The sequence below is a fragment of the Rothia endophytica genome (assembly GCF_039543885.1).
In the GTDB taxonomy this organism is placed as follows: Bacteria; Actinomycetota; Actinomycetes; order Actinomycetales; family Micrococcaceae; genus Rothia; species Rothia endophytica.
Map to the genome: position 1 here is coordinate 1,300,271 of NZ_BAABKP010000001.1, position 17,107 is coordinate 1,317,377.

General features: G+C 57.6%; 16 protein-coding genes. 2 read left to right on the top strand and 14 right to left on the bottom strand.

Annotated elements, in window-relative coordinates; all coding sequences use genetic code 11:
* Nucleotides 1-210: 210 nt before the first annotated feature.
* A complete protein-coding gene (gene adhP, locus ABD982_RS05835) occupies nucleotides 211-1,254 on the bottom strand; it encodes an alcohol dehydrogenase AdhP (protein WP_345445506.1) in 1,044 nt (347 codons plus the stop codon).
* 243 nt (nucleotides 1,255-1,497) lie between these two features.
* Between adhP and ABD982_RS05840 the strand changes: the two genes are divergently transcribed.
* Complete coding sequence (locus ABD982_RS05840) at nucleotides 1,498-2,499, top strand: phosphotransferase (RefSeq protein WP_345445508.1); 1,002 nt, start codon at nucleotides 1,498-1,500, stop codon at nucleotides 2,497-2,499.
* Nucleotides 2,500-2,506: 7 nt separating this feature from the next.
* On the opposite strand, the gene lgt is transcribed toward ABD982_RS05840, so the two are convergent.
* From lgt to hutU, 9 genes are all read right to left on the bottom strand, one after another.
* Nucleotides 2,507-3,373: a prolipoprotein diacylglyceryl transferase gene (gene lgt, locus ABD982_RS05845; protein WP_345445510.1), complete on the bottom strand. Its 867-nt coding sequence runs from the start codon at nucleotides 3,371-3,373 to the stop codon at nucleotides 2,507-2,509.
* A gap of 13 nt (nucleotides 3,374-3,386) precedes the next feature.
* The gene (gene trpA / locus ABD982_RS05850) at nucleotides 3,387-4,232 is read right to left on the bottom strand and encodes a tryptophan synthase subunit alpha (protein WP_345445512.1); all 846 of its coding nucleotides are present in this window, start codon (nucleotides 4,230-4,232) and stop codon (nucleotides 3,387-3,389) included.
* Nucleotides 4,233-4,235: 3 nt separating this feature from the next.
* Nucleotides 4,236-5,561, bottom strand: coding sequence for a tryptophan synthase subunit beta (gene trpB / locus ABD982_RS05855; protein ID WP_345445514.1), 1,326 nt, complete (start codon nucleotides 5,559-5,561; stop codon nucleotides 4,236-4,238).
* Between the two features lie 46 nt (nucleotides 5,562-5,607).
* Nucleotides 5,608-6,426, bottom strand: coding sequence for an indole-3-glycerol phosphate synthase TrpC (gene trpC / locus ABD982_RS05860; protein WP_345445516.1), 819 nt, complete (start codon nucleotides 6,424-6,426; stop codon nucleotides 5,608-5,610).
* Nucleotides 6,427-6,628: 202 nt separating this feature from the next.
* Nucleotides 6,629-6,877 (bottom strand): HGxxPAAW family protein, encoded by a 249-nt coding sequence (locus ABD982_RS05865; RefSeq protein ID WP_345445518.1) that lies wholly within the window; start codon nucleotides 6,875-6,877, stop codon nucleotides 6,629-6,631.
* A 141-nt stretch (nucleotides 6,878-7,018) separates the two neighbouring features.
* Nucleotides 7,019-8,563 carry a histidine ammonia-lyase gene (gene hutH, locus ABD982_RS05870; RefSeq protein ID WP_345445520.1) on the bottom strand — a complete coding sequence of 515 codons (1,545 nt, stop codon included), beginning with the start codon at nucleotides 8,561-8,563 and terminating at the stop codon, nucleotides 7,019-7,021.
* A 27-nt stretch (nucleotides 8,564-8,590) separates the two neighbouring features.
* Nucleotides 8,591-9,643, bottom strand: coding sequence for a formimidoylglutamase (gene hutG / locus ABD982_RS05875; protein ID WP_345445522.1), 1,053 nt, complete (start codon nucleotides 9,641-9,643; stop codon nucleotides 8,591-8,593).
* Entirely contained in the window at nucleotides 9,643-10,863 is a 1,221-nt protein-coding gene (gene hutI / locus ABD982_RS05880; protein ID WP_345445524.1) for an imidazolonepropionase, read from the bottom strand. The genes hutG and hutI overlap by 1 nt, the downstream gene beginning before the upstream one ends.
* 2 nt (nucleotides 10,864-10,865) lie before the next feature.
* A complete protein-coding gene (gene hutU, locus ABD982_RS05885; protein ID WP_345445526.1) occupies nucleotides 10,866-12,530 on the bottom strand; it encodes a urocanate hydratase in 1,665 nt (554 codons plus the stop codon).
* Nucleotides 12,531-12,674: 144 nt separating this feature from the next.
* On the opposite strand from hutU, the gene hutC reads away from it, so the two are divergent.
* The gene (gene hutC, locus ABD982_RS05890) at nucleotides 12,675-13,421 is read left to right on the top strand and encodes a histidine utilization transcriptional repressor HutC (protein ID WP_345445528.1); all 747 of its coding nucleotides are present in this window, start codon (nucleotides 12,675-12,677) and stop codon (nucleotides 13,419-13,421) included.
* 14 nt (nucleotides 13,422-13,435) lie between these two features.
* On the opposite strand, the gene ABD982_RS05895 is transcribed toward hutC, so the two are convergent.
* The 4 genes from ABD982_RS05895 to ABD982_RS05910 form a co-directional block, all read right to left on the bottom strand.
* Nucleotides 13,436-14,077 carry a Trp biosynthesis-associated membrane protein gene (locus ABD982_RS05895; RefSeq protein WP_345445530.1) on the bottom strand — a complete coding sequence of 214 codons (642 nt, stop codon included), beginning with the start codon at nucleotides 14,075-14,077 and terminating at the stop codon, nucleotides 13,436-13,438.
* Nucleotides 14,078-15,646, bottom strand: coding sequence for an anthranilate synthase component I (locus ABD982_RS05900; protein WP_345445531.1), 1,569 nt, complete (start codon nucleotides 15,644-15,646; stop codon nucleotides 14,078-14,080).
* A gap of 108 nt (nucleotides 15,647-15,754) precedes the next feature.
* Nucleotides 15,755-16,147, bottom strand: coding sequence for a phosphoribosyl-AMP cyclohydrolase (gene hisI, locus ABD982_RS05905; RefSeq protein ID WP_345445533.1), 393 nt, complete (start codon nucleotides 16,145-16,147; stop codon nucleotides 15,755-15,757).
* A 72-nt stretch (nucleotides 16,148-16,219) separates the two neighbouring features.
* Entirely contained in the window at nucleotides 16,220-17,044 is an 825-nt protein-coding gene (locus ABD982_RS05910; protein ID WP_345445535.1) for a lytic murein transglycosylase, read from the bottom strand.
* Nucleotides 17,045-17,107: the final 63 nt, after the last annotated feature.

The window sequence follows — 17,107 nt, forward strand, 5'->3', positions numbered from 1 at the left end:
CTTTTCAAGGAAGAAAGGAAGATTTTCGCACCGCTTCAATAATTAGAGAACGCTTTTCTTCCACAATTATTCATATTTTTTCTTTCCAATAATCTGTAACTGGAAACATAATAGCAACATAATTTCTCATATTTCGAACAGAGTGTCTCACATCAGCCAGAAAAGAGGGGTGGTGGCATCAGCCACCACCCCTTTTCTACATCAACCGGATTACTTGGTTTCTCCGGTGAAATCTAGCACCATGCGTCCGTTGATTAGCCCTGCGTGCATTTCATCAAAGATAGCCTGGACGTCCTCAACCGGGCGGAGCTGAACCACGGGCTTAATCAAACCCTTAGCACCGAAAGCAAAGGCTTCTTCCAGGTCCTGGCGGGTACCCACCAGGGATCCCTGTATCCGAATGCCATCCAGCACCAGGCGGGGAATGCTAAGATCCATTGACTCGGTGGGCAGACCAACCGCAACTACGGTGCCACCGGCTCGAACCGAATCTACAGCCTGGTTGAAGGCGACCTTAGATACCGCGGTCACCACAGCAGTGTGAGCCCCTACCCCGCCGGTAACATTCTTAATCTCTTCTTCAACGCTTTCAACGTTCTTGCCGTTAATCACCACATCAGCACCGCTGTCCTTAGCGAGTAGCAGCTTGTCTTCGTTGATATCTACGGCAATCACCTGGGCGCCAAAGACATTCTTAGCGTACTGAACTGCTAGGTTACCCAGACCGCCAGCGCCGAAAGCTACCAGCCATTGACCGGGGCGGACGCCCGACTCCTTGATGGCCTTATACGTGGTGACACCAGCGCAGGTAATGGAGGTGGCCTCGACCGGGTCCAGAGCATCGGGCACCTTGACGGTGTAGTCAGCGTACAGCAGGGTGTATTCGCTCATAGCACCATCTGCCGTGTAGCCGGCATTGATGACCGAGCGGCAAAGAGTGGCGCGGCCGTCCACACAGTATTCGCAGTGACCGCAGCCCTTGAAGAACCATGGGACACTCACTCGGTCACCCACCTGTAGGTGCTCCACACCGGGGCCTACCTGGGTAATCACACCGACGCCCTCGTGGCCTAGAATTCGGTCAGGCTTTTCACCGAAATCACTGGCAGCTACGTGCAGGTCGGTGTGGCACACACCCGAGTATTCAATCTTGACAAGAACCTGACCGTGGCCCACCTCGGGCACGGGGACGTCCTTAATATCGACGGTTCCATCAAGACGGTCAGAAACAACAATTGCTTTCATGGTGGACATGAGGGGGGGCTCCTTTGCCTGGTATTGGAGTTGCTGTAAGGCAACTCACTAGTTAATCTACTGATTGGTGAAGGGTATGCCAAGACCATCAGCAATTGCAGGCAGATAAATATAAGGTGTTAAGTCACCCAAACCCTCAATGGTTGACAGGGTCTATCTAGCGTGGTCCACCGAACTGTCAGGGGGGCACTTAAAAAGCTATCCAGCCAGAAATATGGTGGACCTGCCTATAGGCTATTAGGTATGTCACAAGAGAAAAGGGCTCAGCAAAGACTGACTTGGTCAGAACTACCCGCCGCTCTACAGCTTTGGGTTGAAGAAACACTCGGCGGACCTGTGGTCACATCTGAATCTCAGGCTGGTGGCTTTAGTTTAGGCACTGCCGACAGGCTTGTCACTGAACATGGAGGGCGTGCCTTCCTCAAGGCAATCAGCGCAAAAAAGCACCCCGTAACAGCCGACTTGCACCGGCAGGAGGCCAAGGTTTCAGCTGTTTTTACCAAGAACGCCCCGGTCGCGGGGTTTCTTGGTTTTACCGAATACCAGAGTGCGGACGGGGGCACCTGGGTAGCCCTGCTCCTTGCAGATATTGAGGGGCGGCACCCTTCTTCACCATGGCAACCGAGCGAGCTCAAGGCAGTTTTTGCTGCCCTTGATGTTCTGCGCGATTTAGAGGTTAATCCAGCGCTGGAGCTTGAGTGTGCTGCAGAATCAGTGGGGCCAGAGCTAAAGTTCTGGCACCGGCTAGCTGAGGGCGTGAATTTAGATGACCTGCAGTATGTGAAAGATACCCCCTACTACCGGGACCTTATAGAGCTGCTCCCCCTGGTCAATAAGGGGGCAGCAGGTTTGGCCACTGAGGTTGATGAACAGGTAGCATCCCAGCTGAGCGGTAACGAGTATGTTCATACAGATCTAAGAGCTGACAACATTCTCATCACTCCAGAGGGGCAGGCAGTGCTGGTGGACTGGCCCTGGGCAAATATCGGCAATGCAGACCTTGATCTGGGACTTATTGCGGTAGATGCCCTCATCCAGGACGGTCAACTTTCTGAACAGCAGGTTCTAGAGCTCATGCCCACGCACCGGCGTCCTAGCTTAGAATTCTTACACGGTTGCACGGTGGCCCTAGCGGGCTACTATCTCTACGCCTCGATGCAGAAACCCAGTACATCAACTAACACCAGTCTGATCGAGATGAGGGCCCACCGGGCGCTAGCTTTGCTCCATCGGCTCTTCGGCTAGCGCTCCACTAGTCCCCTGCCCGCACGGACGCCGTTTCCAGCTCGTCTCGTTGCCTGCGGGCACGAGCCCCGGCAAGAGCGAACATGATTAGACCCAGGAGTAGGATGGCTCCCGACGTCCAGACGTGGATGCGCACGCCCAGCAACATTTCTGCCGTATCAATGCGTAGGAAAGCTTCAATCATAAGGCGGCCGAAACCGTACCAAGCAACGTAGGCCCAGAAGGTCTGCCCGCGTTGGAAGAGCCCCCGTTTGCCGAGGTAAATGAGCAGGGCAGCACCCAGCAGATTCCAGATGGATTCGTAGAGGAAGGTGGGGTGAAAGAGAGTTCCCGGCGCGTACTGGTCAGGAAAATTATGAGAGGTCGCCGAAATCTCCAGACCCCAGGGCAGGGTGGTCGGCTTGCCGAAAAGCTCCTGGTTGAACCAGTTACCCCAGCGGCCCAGCGCTTGGGCGATCAGGATGCCGGGGGCAGCCGCGTCCGCAAATTTTGCCAGCGAAATGCCATACCGTTTACAGGCAATCCAGGCACCCAACCCACCCACGGAGATGGCACCCATGATACCGATGCCGCCCTCCCAGATTTTGAAGACAGCCAGCGGATCAGCTCCAGCACCAAAGTAGGTTCCGGGATCGGTAATCAGTACGTGGTAAAGGCGGGCACCAATGATGCCAGCGGGGATTGCCCACATGGCAATATCCCAGACCCTCTCGGGGTCCTCACCCCAGCTTTGCCAACGCTTAGAAGTCAGCCACAGACAAACCGCTATACCCGAAAGAATACAGAGGGCATAAAAGTGGATAGTCAGTGGCCCCAGTGAAAAACTGGAGACGCTGGGGGATGGGATGGACGCTAGAATGATAGACGCTGTCACTGCTCTCCTTTGGTTACTTACCGGCGAGTTCGCGGGTCAGCACACCGACGGCGGCGGGGCCGCCTTCAGTCAGTGCCTTGACCAGTGCAGTACCCACGATAACACCGTCCGCATAGGCACCGATTTCTTCTACGTGCTCCCTCTTAGAAACACCCAGACCTACACAGGCCGCGGGGGCACCAGCTGACCGTAGGTCAGCTACCAGGGTTCCGGCAGCGTCACTAACCGAGGCGCGAGCACCGGTAACACCCATGACAGAGACGGCGTAAACAAAGCCGCTAGAAGCCTTAGAAATTATATGCAGGCGCTCCGTTGAGCTAGAGATAGATGCCAGGAAGATGCGATCTAGACCGTACTTTTCTGAGGCAGCTAACCAGTCTGCTGCTTCATCGGGTACGAGGTCTGGGGTGATAATGCCCGAGCCACCAGCTGCTGCCAGCTCCTGGGCAAAGCGGTCAACGCCCCGGCGCAGTACCGGATTCCAGTAGGTCATCACCACGACAACAGCGTTGGTGGCTGCGGTGATTTCGCGCACCGCACGGAAAATGTCATCGGTGCGGAAGCCCTTGGCAATCGCTTCGACGGTGGCACGCTGAATGACGGGTCCATCCATGACAGGATCTGAGTAGGGCAGACCCAATTCGATGATGTCCACCCCATTCTTACCCATTTCAATGGCAGCGGCAATTGACTCATCGACTGAAGGGTAACCCACCGGCAGGTAGCCAATGAGAGCGGCCCTACCTTCAGCCTTGCACTGGGCTAGGCGGGCTGCGACCTTGGAGTCAGGGTTGGGGGCAGGAAACTTTCCGTTCTTAACCGAGTAAACGGTATCGTCCTGAAAATCCACGTGGCTCATAGCTTAGGCACCTTCTGTCTGTGCAGCTTCGGTTGCTGCTTCTTTATTGCCCACATTCAGGCTGGTCGAAGGAATAGCTTTACCCAAGCCGAACCACTTGAGGGCGGTTTCCATATCCTTATCCCCACGACCAGAGAGACAAACGAGCATGATCTTCTCATGGGCAGTTTCCGGGCTTTCATCGGCCCACTGGCGGGCGACGCGCAGGGCACCTGCGAGCGCATGGGAAGATTCCAGCGCAGGGATGATGCCCTCAGTGCGGCAGAGCAGACGCAGGGCCTCCATGGCCTCGGTGTCAGTTACCGCCTGGTAGTCCACTCGCCCAATATCTGACAGGTAGGCGTGTTCAGGCCCGACCCCGGGGTAATCAAGACCCGCTGAGATAGAGTGAGACTCGATGGTCTGCCCGTCTTCGTCCTGCATGAGATAGGTGATAGCGCCGTGTAGCATGCCGGGGCGACCCAGCGAGATGGTGGCTGCGTGACGGTCGGTGTCGATACCGTCGCCGCCTGCCTCAAAACCAAAGATTTTGACGTCGCGGTCATCCAAGAAAGCATGGAACATGCCAATGGCGTTTGAGCCACCGCCCACGCAGGCAGCGATACCGTCAGGGAGTTTTCCGGTGACTTCAAGAATCTGCTGGCGAGCTTCGGTGCCGATAGCGTCATGGAAGTAGCGCACCATTGCCGGGAAGGGGTGGGCGCCGGCAGCAGTACCTAGCAGGTAGTGGGTGGTATCTACGTTCGATACCCAGTCACGCAGGGCCTCGTTGATAGCGTCCTTGAGGGTACGCGAACCGGTTTGCACTGCGATGACGGTAGCTCCCAGCAACTGCATGCGAGCAACGTTGAGTGCCTGCCGCTCAGTGTCTTCTTCCCCCATGTAGACCACGCACTCCATACCAAAGAGGGCGGCGGCGGTGGCGGTGGCGACGCCGTGCTGGCCAGCGCCAGTCTCGGCAATCAGGCGGGTCTTGCCCATACGCTTCGCCAGAAGCGCCTGGCCAATCACGTTATTGATTTTGTGGCTGCCGGTGTGGTTGAGGTCTTCGCGCTTAAGGAAGAAGCGTACCCCGCCGCCGTGTTCAGAAAACCGGGGGACCTCGGTGAGCAGGGAGGGGCGGTTGGAGTATTCAGCAGAGAGCTGGCGGAATTCAGCCAGAAACTCTTCATCTTCTTTTGCCTTCTCGAAGGTTTCTTCCAACTCGTCCATGGCGGCAATCAGCGATTCAGCCATGTATCGGCCGCCGTAGTTGCCAAAGTAGGGGCCGGGAGCGTTCTTAAGGCTGCGGTCAGAGGTGAGAAACTGGTCGGCTAGGGTGTCGGTCATACCGTTTCCTTAGATCTAAAAGGGTGGGGGTGAAGGGCAGATAAGGTTAGCGAGCGAGCCAGGCTGCGCGGGCGGCAGCGCCAGCTTCACGGAAGGCGCGGACGGTTTCGGTGGGGGTGCCTGACTTCACTAGGGCCTCGCCCACCAGCACAGCTTTTGCGCCGTGGGAGGCGTAATCTTCAACGTCTGCCTCCTCGGCAACCCCTGACTCAGCAACGATGATGGCATCTTCGGGCAGCAAGGGGGCGAGCTGACCAAAATTCGCATTATCAACCTCAAGGGTTTTGAGGTTGCGGACGTTGACGCCCACAATACGGGCACCTGCCGCTTTTGCGCGTTCAATTTCTTCTGGGGTGTGGGTTTCTACCAGGGCGTTCATGCCCAGCTCATGGGTGAGGTCCAAGAACCGGGTGAGGGTGGCATCGTCCAATGCAGCAACGATAAGCAGGACCAGGTCAGCGCCGTGGGCCCGGGCCTCCCAAATCTGGTATTCATCAACGGTGAAATCCTTGCGGAGCACCGGGATCGAAACCGCCGCACGCACGGCGTCCAGGTCAGCTAGAGAGCCAGCAAACCGGCGTTTTTCGGTCAGTACTGAAATGACGGCTGCTCCCCCGGCTTCATAGGCCGATGCTAGGGCAGCCGGGTCAGGGATATCAGACAGAGCACCTTTGGAGGGGCTTGACCGTTTAACCTCAGAAATAACCTCAAGGCTGCTTTTGAAAGCCCCGCTCAACGCGGCAAAAGCATCACGTGCCGGAGGCTGCTCTGCGGCTCTGGCTTTGAGGTCATCGAGCGTTACGGTGAGCTGACGCTCCGCCATATCCTCGCGGACGCCTCCAATAATGTCATCTAGAACGGTCATAGTGATCCCCTCACAGGCAGCCGGTGCCCTGTTTTTCGCGTCTTTTTAGTATGTCGTATCAGTTGCTTCAAGGCTAAATAGCAGCCCATTAGGTGAGAATTTCGGCGGCCAGTGAACACGGGCTGGCAACTGGAGCCTTTACCGCCCAGGTACACAAAAGCGTCCCACAGTGTCTGTGGGACGCTCCAGCTCACATCATCAGCTAATGGTGATATTTGGTGTGCTTGCCGCCCTGGCCGTAGCCAGCTGCTCGCAGAACCAAACCGGCAACTAAACCGATGAGCATGATAGCTACTCCCACAATGAAGATAGGGGTGCTGGAAAGGTCGAAGCCAATAGCAGCTACAAGAAAGCCCAGGGTTATGATGCCCAACATTGCCCATGAAGCAATAGTGTTGCCGTGGTTGGTGTGGGGAAGGTCGGGGACCATCTCAACGGTCTGCTTTGACATGTGAGTCTCCTCAGTGTGTGTATTTTGCGCTCAGGTGCACCGATGAGCGCAGGGGTGCTTAGGTCTATCTTATGAGATAGGAATGCTTTAACCCAATATCACAGGCTATATGCTCATAATTTTTGCTTTCTCGGTTGAAGACTAGTCCAAGTGCCCGGTGACTTTTTCAGCCGCTGCCAGCAATTCTCCACTGGCCACCAGTTCAACGGTTGCCTGGATTTCTGGTGCCAGATAGCGGTCGCTGCCCGGCCCCGCGACGTCCTGACGTAGGCGAGCGATGACGGCGGCGCTGGCAGGTGCGGCCTGGTGGGGTGCTCGCAGGTCTATGCCGCGAGCAGCCGTAAGAATCTCTATGGCTAGTACTCTACTCAGCCCGTCGATTGAGGTTCGCAGTTTACGGGCTGCGCTCCAGCCCATAGAGACATGGTCTTCTTGCATGGCTGAGGACGGGATAGAGTCCACCGAGGCCGGTGCCGCTAGTCGCTTAAGTTCTGAGACGATGGCTGCCTGGGTGTACTGGGCAATCATGTGCCCAGAGTCCACGCCGGGATCATCTGCCAAAAAGGGCGGCAGGCCCCGGTTGCGGGCGGTGTCCAGAAAACGATCGGTGCGACGTTCTGAGATAGAGGCCGCGTCAGCGACTGCAATCGCCAGGAAGTCCAGAACATAGGCCACCGGAGCACCGTGGAAGTTACCGTTAGACTCCACCCGACCATCGAAAGTGACCACCGGGTTGTCGATGGCTGAAGCCAGCTCGCGTATGGCCACGGTGCGGGCGTGTTCTACGGTGTCTCGCACGGCACCGGCTACCTGCGGGGCGCAACGCAGCGAGTAAGCGTCCTGCACGTAGGTGCTGTGATTGCCCGAATGATGCTGAATAATGTCTGAGCCCTCAAGAACTTTGAGCATGTTGGCTGCGGCAGCCTGCTGACCTGGATGCGGGCGCAAGCTGTGCAGATCGGCAGCAAAAACTCGATCGGTACCCACTAAACCTTCAAGACTCATAGCAGCTGCCACATCCGCCAGGCGGGTCAGACGGTCCAGGTCAGTAATAGCCATCACCAGCATGCCTAACATGCCGTCGGTGCCATTAATCAGCGCCAGACCCTCTTTCTCCGCCAGCACCACCGGGGTCAGCCCGTGCTGTTGGAGAGCGTCGGCGGTATCCCATAGCTGCCCCTGCTCATCGCGCACCTGGCCCTCACCGATAATTGCTAGGGCACAGTGGGCCAGCGGAGCCAAATCACCAGAACAGCCCAGTGAGCCGTACTCATAGACCACCGGGGTGAGGTTGGCAGAGAGCATATCGGCATAAGCCTGGGCAACTTCGGGGCGGACGCCGGTACGGCCTGTGGCGAGGGTTGAAAGACGCAGGAGCATAAGAGCGCGGACGACCTCAGTTTCTACCTCTTTGCCAGACCCCGCGGCGTGGGAGCGGATGAGGCCCCGTTGCAGGGCGGTGCGCATCTCCGCCGGGATGTGTTTGGAGGCCAACGCACCAAAACCGGTGGATACACCGTAGACCGGTATTGTTTGGTGGGCTAGTTGGCGGATGCGCTCGGATGACTTAGCGATTTCAGCCAGGGATTCTTCGCTGAGCACCACGGGAGCACGGTGGCGAGCTACCCTGATGACGTCCTCGAAGCTTAGAGCTCCGATTCCTACGGTAACGGGGGTTTGGTTCACGGGGTTTCTCCTCAAAAGTCTGGGTGCTCAGCGCAGCGACGGTGCTGCAGAGCTTAAAGGGGTGTAGTAGGTCAGTACGGTATGAATCAGGCGGGCTGCGGTTTGAGCGGTACGCCCGTCACTATCGAAGCTGGGGTTGAGTTCGGCAACATCGAAGGCTGCTAGTTTGCCACTAGCTGCCACTTCTTTCAGCACGACGTTGATGATCTCCAGGGGCACTCCGTAGCCTGCTGGGGCGCTGACGCCAGGGGCGATGCTGGCAGGGAGAACATCTAGATCCAAAGTCAGGTAAATGATGTCTACAGAGGCCACAAATTCCCGCACCGTGCTTAGCAAGGCTTGCTGGTTCAGCACCCCGCAGTCTTCATCCACCACGTAATCCGCCCCCAACTCGTGGGCGGTATCAAACAATTCTTGAGTATTGTTGGCCTCAGAAATGCCCAGCACCGTGTAACGGCAGGAAGTGTCTGCCGCTCTTTCCCGGGTGAGCGCCTGGTAAAAAGGGGTGCCCGAGGTCGGCTGTTCTGCCCGGCGCACATCAAAGTGGGCGTCCAGGTTAAGAATGCCCAGACGCCCGGGCTGCTGCGAGGTGGCAGAACCTGCGGTCTTGCGAGTCCGAGAGTCTGCCACACCGGTGTAGGTGCCAAAGGCAACCTCGTGGCCACCTCCCAGTACAACAGGCAGGACGCCGGCATCCACACTTGCCCTCACAGCAGCTGCAAGCTTCTTCTGGCCCTCTTCAAGGTCTGAAGACACCACAACATCCCCAGCATCCAGCAAAGCCAGGTCTGTGTGGCGTAAGCTATTGCGCCCCTGCGCCAGTGCTAGCTGCCCCAGCGCTGAGCGTAAAGCCGCCGGCCCATCTGCAGCTCCCTGGCGGCCACCATTGCGGCGCACCCCCTCATCGGAGGCAAAGCCGATGAAGACGGCGTCAGCGGAATCCGGGGCCCCCTGCCCCAAGGAGGTGACGGCCTGGTGGACGCGACGGTGGGCAGCACCAGCCCCATCGTTCCTCCCGGACCAGGTGGAAGTAGGGCGATCGATGAAGCGGTGTAAGTCAGAGAGGTTATTCTGATGCATCAGTAACACTCCTTCTGCCTAATATCGCTCACTGTAGGCTGGGCGCCCGGCCCTGCCACCTGCTCCCCTGCTTTCCATACTCGGTGGACCAGGCTAACGCCGGGCCGGTAAGCAAGGTGCAGATGGTTGGGGGCAGCCAGCTCCACCAGGTCAGCGCGAGCGCCCACCCGCAGACTTCCAACATCTTCGCGTTGTAGAGCGCGGGCGCCTCCAGCGGTTGCTGACCACAGGGCTTCATCCGGGCTCATCGCCAAATCACGCACTGCCAGAGCGATACAAAAGGGAATGGAAGTGGTGAAGCTGGTTCCCGGGTTGCAGTCTGCCCCCAATGCGAGGGTGGCACCGGCGTCCAGGAGCCTGCGAGCAGGCGGGTAACTGTTACGGGTAGAGAAATCAGCACCCGGCAAAACGGTAGCTACCGTGGTCGAGTTCGCCAGGGCGTCCACGTCTGCATCGCTCAGGTAGACCGCGTGATCCACCGAGGCCGCATCCAGCTCGACCGCCAGTTGCACCCCTGCCCCGTAGGTCAGCTGGTTACCGTGCACCCGTGCTTTTAGCCCGGCTGCCTGACCTGCGAGCAACACTGCCCGCGATTGCTCTTCACTAAAAGCGCCCTTCTCGCAGAACACGTCAATCCAGCTGGCATACGGAGCGCAAGCGGGGATCATCTCATCAAGAACCATCTGAACATAGTCATCCTGCCGCCCTGCATACTCCGGTGGAGCCACGTGAGCCGCGAGTAGGGTTACCTCATCGGTGCAACCAGCTGCCACCTGCACAGATCGCAGCTCAGATTCAGTGTTTTGCCCGTAGCCACTCTTAATCTCCACGGTGGTTGACCCGCTACGCTGGTACTCCCCCAGCAGCTTGCGGGCGTTAGCCGCAAGCTCACCAGATGAGGCAGCGCGGGTCTGCTCAATGGTAGAACGGATCCCGCCGGCTTCATAAGCCTTCCCCTGCATGCGGGCGGAGAATTCCTCAGACCGGTCTCCCGCAAACACCAGGTGTGAGTGGGATTCCACAAACCCGGGAATTACTGCCCGGCCCTCACAGTCGATAGATTTATCGGCAGCAGGTGCCGCAGAAGCCTGGCCCACCCAGGCCACTGCGCCATCTTCAACCAAAACTGCAGCCCGCTCCACGATGCCGAGGGGCCCGCGCTCAAGACTCGGATCGTTAGTGACTAATGATCCGATGTTGGTCAATAGCGTGCTCGCCATGATTACGCTTGCTCCTGCATGGGAATACGTACCCCGCGCTCAGCCGCAACATTAGATGCGTGCTCGTAACCCGCGTCCACATGACGGATGACGCCCATACCCGGGTCATTCGTAAGCACCCTCTCTAGCTTCTGCGCAGCCAATTCTGTACCGTCAGCGATACAGACCTGACCGGCGTGAATAGAGCGGCCCATGCCAACACCACCACCGTGATGCAGGGATACCCAAGAGGCACCGGAGGCCGTGTTGAGTAACGCGTTCAAAAGAGGCCAGTCAGCCACAGCATCAGATCCGTCCTTCATGGCCTCAGTCTCTCGGTAGGGAGAAGCTACCGAACCGGAATCCAGATGATCACGGCCAATGGCTATCGGAGCCGACAGCTCACCATTGGCCACCATCTCATTGAACTTCAGACCAGCCTTGTGGCGCTCGCCGTAGCCCAGCCAGCAAATACGCGCCGGCAGGCCCTGGAATTCAACCTTCTCACCAGCCATTGTGATCCAGCGCGCCAGGTGCTCATTCTCAGGGAAAAGCTCCAAAATTGCCCGGTCGGTTGCCTCGATGTCTTGGGGGTCACCGGATAAGGCAGCCCAGCGGAAGGGCCCCAGGCCTTCTTCGAACATTGGGCGGATGTAGGCAGGTACAAAGCCAGGGAAGTCGAAGGCACGTTGATAGCCTGCTTTACGAGCTTCATCGCGGATGGAGTTGCCGTAGTCAAAGACCTCAGCACCTGCGTCCATGAACCCCACCATGGCCTCCACCTGAGCTGCCATAGAGACACGTGCCTCTTTGGTGAAAAGCTCCGGGTCGCGCTGCGCCTCATTCTTCCAATCCTCAAAAGTGACCTCTACCGGCAGGTAAGCCAGAGGGTCATGGGCACTGGTCTGGTCGGTGACGATATCGATGGGTGCTTTACGACGCAGAAGCTCAGGGAAGATTTCAGCCGCATTGCCCACAACGCCGATGGAGAGTGGCTTCTTAGCGTCGCGGGCATCGATAGCTAGTTCTAGAGCATGGTCGAGGTTGTCAGCTTTGACGTCCAAGTAACGGTGCTCGATACGGCGATCAACGCGAGATTCATCAACATCGACGGCGATGACGACGCCCTCGTTCATGGTGACTGCTAGGGGTTGGGCACCGCCCATGCCACCTAGGCCAGCGGTGAGGGTGATGGTGCCAGCCAGGCTACCGCCAAAACGCTTGCGGGCAACGGCGCCAAAGGTTTCGTAGGTGCCCTGCAAAATGCCCTGGGTTCCAATGTAGATCCAGGAGCCCGCCGTCATCTGCCCGTACATCATCAGCCCTTCAGCTTCTAGTGCACGGAAGTGCTCCCAGTTAGCCCAGTCTCCTACCAGGTTTGAGTTGGCTAAGAGGACGCGGGGCGACCATTCGTGGGTACGGAAAACACCCACAGGCTTACCTGACTGGACCAGCAGGGTTTCATCGTTTTTCAGTGTTTTGAGGGTGCCTACAATGGCGTCAAAGGACTCCCAGTTACGGGCGGCCTTGCCTGTTCCACCGTAGACCACCAGCTCATCGGGGTGCTCGGCGTTAGCGGGGTCAAGGTTGTTCATCAGCATGCGCAGGGCGCCTTCTTGCTGCCATCCTAGGGTGTTGAGTTCATTGCCGGTGGGCGCGTGAATGGGGCGGGGCCCGGTGGTGGTCATGGCTACTCCTTTGTGCACGATATACCTGCCCTCACCATGTCTGGGTCTGATTTTGACCGGTCTGAACCGGGATATACAGTTGAAACATGAGGGGTGTCACACCCATCATGTTGTATATACAACTACTTTGTCAATGGGGTGGGGATGGAAAAAATAACCGACTTGAGCCGAGAATTCACCGACTACCGCGGTGAAGCGTTGCCCGCCTACAAACTCCTTAAAAAACTCCTGACGCACCGTATCTCCAGTGGTTCTTGGTCTAGTGGCGAGCCCATCCCGTCAGAAAACGAAATGACGCACGCTCTGGGCCTCTCGCGGATGACCATTAACCGCGCTATTCGGGAACTCACCGCTGAGGGGCTGCTCTATCGGACCCAGGGAGTCGGCACCTTCGTGGCGCCACAAAAGAGCGCTTCTGCGCTCTTTGAGGTTAAAAATATCGCCGATGAAATCACTGAAAGAGGCCACCTTCACCAGAGCCGCGTGATTCTTCTCGAAGAAATAAGAGCGGTGCAAGCTCCCTGGCCTATTGACGAAGCCCTGGGTAGTCGAGTATTCCACAGCGTCTTGATTCACTGCGATAACGGAGTCCCCTTGCAACGAGAAGAGCGCTTGGTCAACGCAGAGGTAACCCCCCACTACCTTGACCAGGATTTCTCCAGCACCACCCCGAATGTTTATCTAGGTAACTGCCATCCGATAACCCGCGGAACCCACAGTGTTGAGGCAGTCCTGCCCAGCGCCCAGCAGGCTCAAGAATTAGAGATTGATTCCGCTGAGCCCTGCCTTAAGCTCCTGCGTACCACCTGGTCAGGTGACACCGTCATTAGTCAGGTGGCCCTCTTATACCCGGGTAGTCGTGGCCGACTTGAAGGCAGCTTCGGTATCTAGCGCTGCGTTAAGGTCTAGCGGTCGGTAGGGTCTTGCCCCTCGCTCAGGGAATCCCAGGCGTCGATATCGTCTACTTCATCCACTGTGCTAATCCGCTGGGCGCGTGCAGATGCACGGTCATACTTACGGCCAACAACCCAGTGCGACGAGGCAAAAAACGTCCATACGCCGCAGGCAATCACCAGCAAACCGCCGACTACAGCTAGCCAGGGCATGATGGTCACAAGATAAGAATTAGCGGCAGCGGTGGTCCCCGTTGCAGCGCTTACATCGGTGGCAGCTGCCGCTTGAGGGTTGCGGTAGACGCCCACAGCTGAGACAGCTATGCCTAGACCCACCAGCACCATAAGAGCACTCACGATTTTCTTGAGTTTAGGCCCAGTAAAGCGCACAGCGATTGCCGCTGCGAGGGCTACGAGTGCCAGGGCACTCACCGCGCTGGCGGCGTCCGCACCAGAAATTTCAAGGGTGGTAGTTTCAAGTACGGTGGTCACCTCAGCCCGAATCCAGATGGGCAGGGTCGAGGCAAAAGCTAGACCTGCGGCCAGCAAAGAGGCCCCCATGACGCGCCCAGGGGTAGAGAAATTAGGCTTCTTATCAACATCACTGCGGACGCTGGCAGTAACCTTCTGTGAAGAATCTGGTGCGGTGCTCATTTATTGACCTTCCCCAGCTGGCAAGGGTGCCAGTCCGGATGCCGTGATAACAGCGCGCAGAGGCGCTGCAGCCTTGTCCACAGTTTCTTGGGCCTCGCTTGCAGGGACTGAATCCATGACGATACCTGCCCCCGCCTGGACATATCCCTTGCCTCCTTTAAGAACGGCGGTTCGGATAGCGATCGCCATATCCATGTTTCCGGCGAAGTCGAAGTAGCCGCAAACACCGCCGTAAATCCCGCGGGCACTGACTTCATATTCGTCTAACAGTTGCATAGCGCGGGGCTTTGGTGCACCAGAGAGAGTACCTGCAGGGAAGGCAACGCGCAGAACGTCATAGGCGCTCCTTCCCTCAGCAAGCTGCGCCTTGACCTCCGAGGAGATGTGCATGATGTGGCTAAAGCGCTCAATTTCCATAAATTGAGTAACCTCTACACTGCCCGGAACCGCGATGCGGGAGAGGTCATTGCGCGCCAGGTCGATCAGCATGAGGTGCTCGGAGCGTTCCTTTTCATCGGCCAATAGCTCTTCAGCTAAAGCGATATCAGCCTCACGAGTAGCCCCGCGGGGGCGGGACCCAGCGATGGGGTGGGTGGTAGCTGTGCCGTCCTTGAGAGTCACCAGAGCCTCAGGTGATGAACCAACAATCTGAAAGGGCTGGCCGTCCTCTGTAGATTCAAAGTTAAAGAGGTACATGTAGGGTGAAGGGTTGCTCTGGCGCAGCACACGGTAAACGTCGAGGGCGCTGGCAGAGTTCTCTGTTTCAAAACGGCGGGAGACCACGATCTGAAAGACATCGCCATCAAGAATGTTTTTCTTGGACTTATCAATGGCGTCCAAGAAACCCTGCTCATCCCAGGTGTGCTTAACGTCCACTACTTTTTCTTCTACAGTGGCGGTGCCCACCAAGGTTGAAACAGCGCCACCAGCGGGCTGGGCCACCTTATCGAGCATATCTAGCACGCGGGAGGTGGCATCGGCGTAGGCGGCATCCACGTTGTCGTCGGTGCCGTTGAAGTTAATAGCGTTGGCGATGAGAGTGACGGTGCCGTCCGAGTTATCGTGCACCGCCATGTCCGAGACAATATTCAGGGCGAACTCGGGCAGGTTGATGTCGCTGGCGGGCCCGCCGGGCAGTTTTTCCCAGTGACGAACCACGTCCCACCCCATAAACCCCACCATGCCGCTGGTAAGCGGGGGAAGCCCGTCGAACGGCTCGGTGTGGAGCATCTCAAGGGTTTGGCGTACGGCATCAACCGGGTCACCCTGGGTGGGGGCTCCCTGAGGAGTCAGCCCCTGCCAGACAATCTCCCCTGCCTTTGTGCTTAGCGTAGATCGGCTAGCCACCCCCACAAAGGAATAGCGGGACCACTGCTTCTGCTCATTAGCTGATTCCAGCAGGAAGGTGCCCGGGGCCGGTTCACCCTCAGCGCACACCAGCGAACGGTAAAGCCCGATAGGAGTTATTGCATCAGCTAGCACTTTAACCCGCACCGGTATAACGCGACGGATGGCGGCAAGCGCGCGGAACTCTTCTAGAGTTGGTTCAATGATTCCAAGATCCTGCATGGTCTCTACCTCTGACAAAATTGCTGGGCTAGGCGGTGTGTGGATGCCGCGTGCACGCGGTGAACGCGCACCGTAATGTGAAATTTTTTGGGCTGCTAAAATACCGGTCTAAGGGCGTGCCCCTACCTGTGCTTCTAGGTGGCCGCCGGCTTCAAAACAGGTGGTTGTACCGGTATGGCAGGCTGCACCTACCTGATCGACCAGGATGAGCAGGGCATCACCGTCGCAATCGATGCTAACGTCTTTGACGTACTGGCTATGCCCGCTGGTGTCCCCCTTGCGCCAGTATTCCTGGCGGGATCGGGACCAGAAAGTGACCCGTCCTTCGGTGAGGGTTCTGCGCAGGGCCTCGTCGTTCATCCAGCCCAGCATGAGCACATCTTTGGTGTCATACTGCTGAATGATTGCTGCGAAAAGCCCGTTACCATCTCGCTTGAGTTGGGCGGCAAGGGCCGGGTCAAGCGGGGAATCTGCGGGGGTGCTCTGCTGTGCTGTGTTCACCCCATCTATCCTAACTGATACGTCGGGGCGCCTGCTGGTGGTGATAGGGCTTCTCAGCATCTGGGCTTGCCTCTACTCTGCGGCTTCGGGCCCAGACAAGGTTGCCTGTCGATACTCTTCTGTGTAGGTAGCGACGTGGTGGGTATAGGCAATGGAGCGGTTATAGGAGAGTATTCCGCGCTGCCACCCTTCATCGGTAGTTACATCGCGTTGCCCCTGGCATAGATAGACTGCGGCAGCCAGCGCTGCATCATCGATGTGGTGGGGGTCTTTGACTCCGTCCCCGTTGCCGTCTTGGCCGATGTAATCCCATGTTGAGGGGATGAACTGCAGAGGCCCCACTGCCCTGTCCCATTCTTTATCGCCATCCAGTGCTCCGTCATCGGTATCTTCAATTGCCATGAAACCGGGGCTGCCATCTAGCGCTGGGCCGTAAATCTTGGGGCGTACAAGCCCTGATTCATCGGTGTTAGCCCCCTGGTAGGTGCCATGAAGGGTTTCAACAGCGCCAAGACCCGCGATGGTGTTCCAGCCCAGTTGGCACTGGGGGTAGGTTTGGGTGACCCGCAAGGACGCCCCCGCATAGGCTGCCAGAACCCTGCGAGGAATATCAGTTGCTATAGCCGTGGAATCTAACCAGCTATTATCAACCGCATCGGTGGTGGGCCGTTCGGCCAGCTCAGTAGCTGAGAGTTGGTCAGACTGACCTCTGACTTCTGCCTCCGCTTGGTCTGCTGAGCCAGTGCTAGGAGGTAAAACCTGAAGGGGGGCCGACGGCAAATGACTGGGTAGAGCATCAGCCCCCTTGGAGCTTTGCTGATCGTTGGCGCAGGCTGATAAGACCATGAGGGCAAAGGCACCTAGGGTTAGGCGTTCGAGAATTGTTCGCTTCATCATCTCTATCTGGGGTCATGACCATCTCTTTCTGGGGTCTTGCCTTTCACGCTACCGGCTGCATCT